General features: G+C 64.2%; 6 protein-coding genes. 4 read left to right on the forward strand and 2 right to left on the reverse strand.

All coding sequences use genetic code 11. From position 1 onward, the window contains the following. Both RMP10_RS12415 and RMP10_RS12420 read right to left on the reverse strand, forming a co-directional pair. Positions 1–559 (reverse strand): AAA family ATPase (locus RMP10_RS12415; protein ID WP_310570558.1); only part of this gene is annotated, 559 nt, incomplete at its 3' end. A 331-nt stretch (positions 560–890) separates the two neighbouring features. Next, entirely contained in the window at positions 891–1,385 is a 495-nt protein-coding gene (locus RMP10_RS12420; protein ID WP_310570559.1) for a CIA30 family protein, read from the reverse strand. Between the two features lie 331 nt (positions 1,386–1,716). Here RMP10_RS12420 and RMP10_RS12425 point away from each other — a divergent pair, with 331 nt between their 5' ends. The 4 genes from RMP10_RS12425 to RMP10_RS12440 all read left to right on the forward strand — a co-directional run. Further along, positions 1,717–2,886, forward strand: coding sequence for an SGNH/GDSL hydrolase family protein (locus tag RMP10_RS12425; RefSeq protein ID WP_310570560.1), 1,170 nt, complete (start codon positions 1,717–1,719; stop codon positions 2,884–2,886). Between the two features lie 16 nt (positions 2,887–2,902). Further along, positions 2,903–4,252 (forward strand): hypothetical protein, encoded by a 1,350-nt coding sequence (locus RMP10_RS12430; RefSeq protein ID WP_310570563.1) that lies wholly within the window; start codon positions 2,903–2,905, stop codon positions 4,250–4,252. A 36-nt stretch (positions 4,253–4,288) separates the two neighbouring features. Then, the gene (locus RMP10_RS12435; protein WP_310570561.1) at positions 4,289–4,798 is read left to right on the forward strand and encodes a nuclear transport factor 2 family protein; all 510 of its coding nucleotides are present in this window, start codon (positions 4,289–4,291) and stop codon (positions 4,796–4,798) included. 192 nt (positions 4,799–4,990) lie between these two features. Next, positions 4,991–5,414, forward strand: a 424-nt coding sequence (locus RMP10_RS12440) for a serine hydrolase domain-containing protein (RefSeq protein WP_310570562.1), incomplete at its 3' end; no start/stop codon positions are given.

The following is a 5,414-nucleotide window of genomic DNA, read 5'->3' on the forward strand; positions in this document are numbered from 1 at the left end:
CGGTCGGCGACGAGACCGCGCACTCGCGCGCGATATTCTGGAAGTTGACCAGCTCGGTGTCGCCGATTGCCGCGCTGCACAGGAATCCGGAAAACGATGGCATACTGCGCACCAGTGCTTCGGCCGCGATCTCCGAGGTGAGATAGTCATCCACGTACGCCCGAATCATGCGAGGTGGCCGATTGGCGAGGTAGTGCCGCGGTAAGACGCCGTAATTTGCCGCCCGGACGAGGTCGAACCCGCGCCCCAGCTCTGTTGAGACGAATCCGAACAATTCGTACCGCACGGCGCGACTGCCCAGCAGGTTGGCATCACCGCGCCGCAATTTGCGCGCACTGGATCCGCACAGGGCGAAGACGAGCCGCTGATGCTCGATGAGCCAATGGACTTCGTCGAGTAACGCGGGGACTTTCTGGATCTCATCAATGACCGTCAGCGTACCGTGGGCCGCATCACGCAGCTCGTCGCGTAATAGCGACGGCCGCTGCAGATACCGCACGTAGTCGTCGGTGCGCAGCAAATCGATGCGACGCGCGTCGGGGTACCGCGCGGCAAGCACGCTGCTTTTGCCGACCTGTCGTGGCCCCCACAGGAAGAAACTCTCCGTAGGCGTCGGCGGAAGCGGGATGTCACGTGGAACGATTGCTTTAAGTCATCATGATAAACTAAAAGGTCAACATGAAGTGTCCGCATCGTTTTTGCTGAAGAACGATCGTGATGTTCCTCATGCCACGAAGCTGGTAGAACCCGAAGTTCGTGGCGGTGCCGGTACCGGGACGATATCCATGCAGCCGCATCGAACAGCGAATGGCGAGGTCGGCACGATCCGTGGAAACGACTCGAAGGATCTGGTGCTGTGGCACGGCTTCGAGTGCGTTGACTGTGAGGCGCTACTCCTCGCCTGGGCCGTACGAGCGCACGAAGTCCACTTCAAGGCGAAAGGGCCCGTCCTGTCCATCGACCATGTAGAGCCCCACGCCACGAATGCGGGCCACGTCAATCGGGGGGGCGTCCACGGCCTGCCCGAAAATGGTGCTGCGTAGCGCGGTGAACGACACTCGGACCAACGCCCACTCCGCCGAGGTCGAAAATGGCGCGCGACGCGACACGTTGCGTCCGTACATTCGCACTCCGTCGTCGAGCTCGAGCTCGAATTGGCGGCCGCTGCCGCGGACCCGGAGCTCGATGCCCACCTGACCGGCCAGGTCCGCCGCACGCGGCGCCCGCACGGAAGTAAAGCCGCCACCCTGCGTCACCAGCGTTCCAGTGAAGCGGAGAGTGCCGTCCGCGACCGACACGAAGCCCGCAGAGCGGCCTCCCATGACCCCGTCGTTGACGACGTTCCAATCCGCCTCGTCGGCGCGGTCGAACGCAAAGATCGTCACAGGTACCGGTTCCGCTGGGGGACGCTTGTGGGGCCTCGCGTCTGCGCCAAGCACCAACAGCAGGGAAGGCAGTACCAGCAGTCGCGCATGAACGAGACGCCGTGTCGACGTGCGGCGGGATGTGCTGTCTGCATCGGGCATGGCCGTCCTTGTTGTGAGAGTCCGGCGAGAAACCGTCGCCAGGCTGACGGAGTTCCATCGTCGCGTCCGAGCAACAGGAGCATCACGACGAGCGGCACGCTGGCGCTCGCGTTGGCGCAGGGCGAGGAGTATGATCTCGATGGCCGTTGGCCTCCCGATGTGCACTGATACCTCTACTCAAGACGGCGCAATGACCGCTCGTCCAGCGCGTTTCATCCGGTGCTCCACGCTTGCCGCGCTCGCGTTTGGTGCACTGGGGCTCAATGCCTTCGGCACGCAGCTTCAGGCGCAGAACCCCCCGGCGGCCGCGACCCCGCCGACGCCACAAGCCGAGCCACCGCTGCAGTGGCATGACGTAACGCAATGGGGAGTCGAGGGACGCGGCTGGCCTGACTTGGAGCGCAAGCGGTGGTTCGACCGCTTTCCTGCCCTGGCAGAAGCCACCGTGACGCCGGCGGTCTGGTCGTTGAGCCGTCACAGCGCCGGAATGCTCGTCCGGTTCAAAACGAATGCCGATAACATCTGGGCGAACTACACGTTGTTCAGCGAGCGCATTGCCCAGGCCAACATGACGGCGATCGGGATGAGTGGACTCGATCTCTACGCGCGCGACGATGCAGGAAAATGGCGTTGGGTCGGCGTGACACGCCCAGCGGCCAAAGTGGTTCGCCAGAGCATCGTCGGGCGGTTGGCGCCGGGCACGCGCGAGTATGCGATCTACCTGCCGCTGTACAACGGCATCGACAGCCTGTCGATCGGCGTCCCGCCCGGGTCGACGTTCGAGCGGCTGGCGCCTCGCACCGAGAAGCCGATCGTGTTCTACGGCACGTCGATCACACACGGCGCCAGCGCGTCTCGCCCTGGTATGGCCCATGTGGCCATTCTCGGGCGTCGACTCGATCGACCCGTGGTGAATCTCGGGTTCTCGGGCAACGGCCGCATGGACGCCGCGGTCGGCGACCTGCTGGTGAAGATCGACGCGGCGGTATACGTGATCGACTGCCTGCCCAACATGAACGCCGACAGCGTAACGCTGAAATGCGTGCCATTGGTGAAGCAGATTCGTGCCGCGCGCCCCACGACACCCATAGTGCTGGTGGAGGATCGCCGGCAGACCAATTCGTGGATCCTGCCGGCGCTCACCAAGTTCCACACCGACAATCATGCCGCGTTGCGTGCGTGCCTGGCCGCTCTACAGAAGGACGGCATCAAAGGTCTCTACTATCTCGCCGGCGACGATCTGCTCGGCGACGATGCCGAGGCCGCGACGGATGGGTCGCATCCGAGCGACCTCGGGATGGTGCGGCAGGCAGACCGGTTCGAGCCCGTGCTGCGAAAGGCGCTCGCCGGGAAGAAGTGACGGCGACTCGGTGCCAATGCTTGCCGATCGCACGTCGCTGACCGATCTGGGAATACTGCCTGACGCCTCCGGCAGCTGGCCACTTGGGGCCTGGTTCGACAGCACGCACGCGCGGCCGGCGCATCAGGCGCTCAAGCGCCTCATCGCTACACCGCTCGGCGACATCGAAAGCATTCGCGCGCGGCAGACATTGCTGCCGCAGCTTGTGCCGGTATCCAAACAGGTAGCGTGGGCTGAACTGCAATCGCTCGCAAGCCAAGTCGAGCGCTTTCTCGCGTCAAACTACGAGATCGTTCCAGCCCGGCTGATGTCGCGCGCGCTGCTCGCCGTTCGGCTCCATGATGTAATCGCGCACGTGGCGCAGGAACTGCGAGCCGTGGACAGCCTGCTCGTGCTCAGTGAGCAGGTGTACGCGCGCATCTCGACCATCTCCGGCGATCCGGCGTTCACTGCCGTGGTGTCCGCGTTCGAGTCAGCGGTGCAGGATGGGCGGCGAGACGTGCTTCGCAATGCGGTAGCGCGTGACAATACCCTCGCACTGGCAGGCGTCGATGCGATGGTGCGGGGCCGACCGCCGCAGGAGGACAACGGCGATGATGTTCCCATGCGTGATTTGCTTGGCGCGCTCGTGGCGGCCATCTGGCAGCTCGATGCCTTCTGTTCGCTTGCGACGGCGTCCGCTTCGGTTGGTGGCGTGATGCCGCGGATTGCTCCGCGCGGAACTGCGGTGCTCGAATTCGAAGGCTTATGCCACCCGCTCCTGCGCAATGGTACTCGCAATGACGTGCTGCTTGCAGGCGATGAGCGCGTGCTGTTCCTGACGGGCCCGAACATGGCCGGCAAGAGCACGCTGCTTCGCGCCATTGGCATCGCGGTCTATTGTGCGCATCTCGGGATGGCCGTCTCGGCGCAGGCGGCGTGTGTACCGCTGCACGATCAACTGATCGTGTCAATAACCGTGCGCGACAATCTTCAGCGGGGAGAGAGCCTGTATCTCGCGGAGATCCGACGCGTGCGCACGATCGTCGAGGCTGCGGACCGGGGCGACGCCGTGCTTGCGATTTTCGACGAGGTGTTTCGCGGCACCAACATCAAGGACGCAACGCAGGCGACCACGCTGCTCGTCGATGGTCTGGCACGGACCGCGCATGGATCGTTCGTGATCGCTTCGCACCTCTCAGAGGTCGCCGAGCTGCGAGCGGACAGCGTCGGCGTGACATGCCGGTGTATGCAGGTAGACACAATCGGCGACGAACTTCGCTTCACCTATCTGATGCAACGCGGGATATCTGACGTCCACCTCGGTATGGTGCTTCTGGATGCCGAGGGGGTGGGGCCGATGCTGCGACGCATGGCGGCCGGGTAGTTGGACGATGGTTTCCCCCAACGGTTGGATCTACTGATGCCCAAGCTCTTCCATGCAACGCTGCTCTCGTCGATGTTCTCGTCGCTGCTCATGGCGGCGTGCATCATGCTTCCGCTGTCCCCACTCCGTGCGCAAAACGTGGCAGAGACGTCCGACTCCGCGTCCGAGCGGGTCGTGCGCGCATTCCTTGATGCCTACGCGAAGCGAGACCTTCCGGCGATGGGCAAGCATGTCGCCGATGACATCTCGTGGATGACGGCCGGAATCGACTCCATCGTGCGGCCCTATTTCCGTGGCAAGGTCGCTTTTGATTCGTCGCTGCGGACGGTGTTCAACCAGCCCGTTGACGGCGTGGTCTCGCTGAAGTCGGTGACGACCGTCGGGCCGTGGCTTGCCGCGCACTGGCGAAGCGAAAGGAAAGGGCCCAATGGTACTTCGACCACCATGTCGTTGATGGTGTTCGAGGTGCGGCGCGGGCAGATTCGGCGGATCTGGCAATACCCGCCGTGGAATCACTCGTCCTTTCAGTTGCCCGGCGCACCGTAGCCGGACGCCGCTTCCAGCGGCGCTGCCCGGCGCGGAAGCGGCAGCAGCAGGGAGGCGCCCCCGCGTGCCGAACTTGTGAACGAGCGTGCCTCCCTCTTGCGCGGCAGCCCCAACCGCATGAATGTCGGCACGATGGCGCCCGCAGCGCGCGTATGTCGCGCGTTCGAAGTCGTCTCCAACGCTCCGCAACCCATGCGACGATTCATCTCCGCGGCGTTCCTGCTTCTCGTTCCGTTCACGATACGGGCACAGAGTCCCGCGCTGCTCGTGTCGTCCGCTCCCGACAGCATCCGCATCGGCATCAATCGCGTCTTCGCGACCTGGACTGCCACCGACGGGCCGGGTTGCGCGGTGGCCGTATCGCGTGACGGACGCATTGTGCACCAGAACGGCTATGGCATGGCGAACCTCGAAACCGGTACGCCAATCACGCCGGCATCCGTCTTCCATCTCGCGTCGGTATCGAAGCAGTTCACTGCGGCGTCCATCATGCTGCTCGCCCGCGACGGCAAGCTCTCGCTCGACGACGACATCCGGAAACATCTCCCGGAACTGCCCGACTACGGGCATCGCATCACGATCCGGCACCTGCTGCGGCACACGAGCGGGCTGCGCG

The sequence above is a fragment of the Gemmatimonas sp. genome, assembly GCF_031426495.1.
Taxonomy (GTDB): domain Bacteria; phylum Gemmatimonadota; class Gemmatimonadetes; order Gemmatimonadales; family Gemmatimonadaceae; genus Gemmatimonas.

Excerpts from the sequence above, each read along its gene's own strand:
- RMP10_RS12425 (WP_310570560.1), top strand. The coding sequence starts at position 1,717 with ATGACCGCTCGTCCAGCGCGTTTCATCCGGTGCTCCACGCTTGCCGCG.
- RMP10_RS12430 (WP_310570563.1), top strand. The coding sequence starts at position 2,903 with ATGCTTGCCGATCGCACGTCGCTGACCGATCTGGGAATACTGCCTGAC.
- RMP10_RS12435 (WP_310570561.1), top strand. The coding sequence starts at position 4,289 with ATGCCCAAGCTCTTCCATGCAACGCTGCTCTCGTCGATGTTCTCGTCG.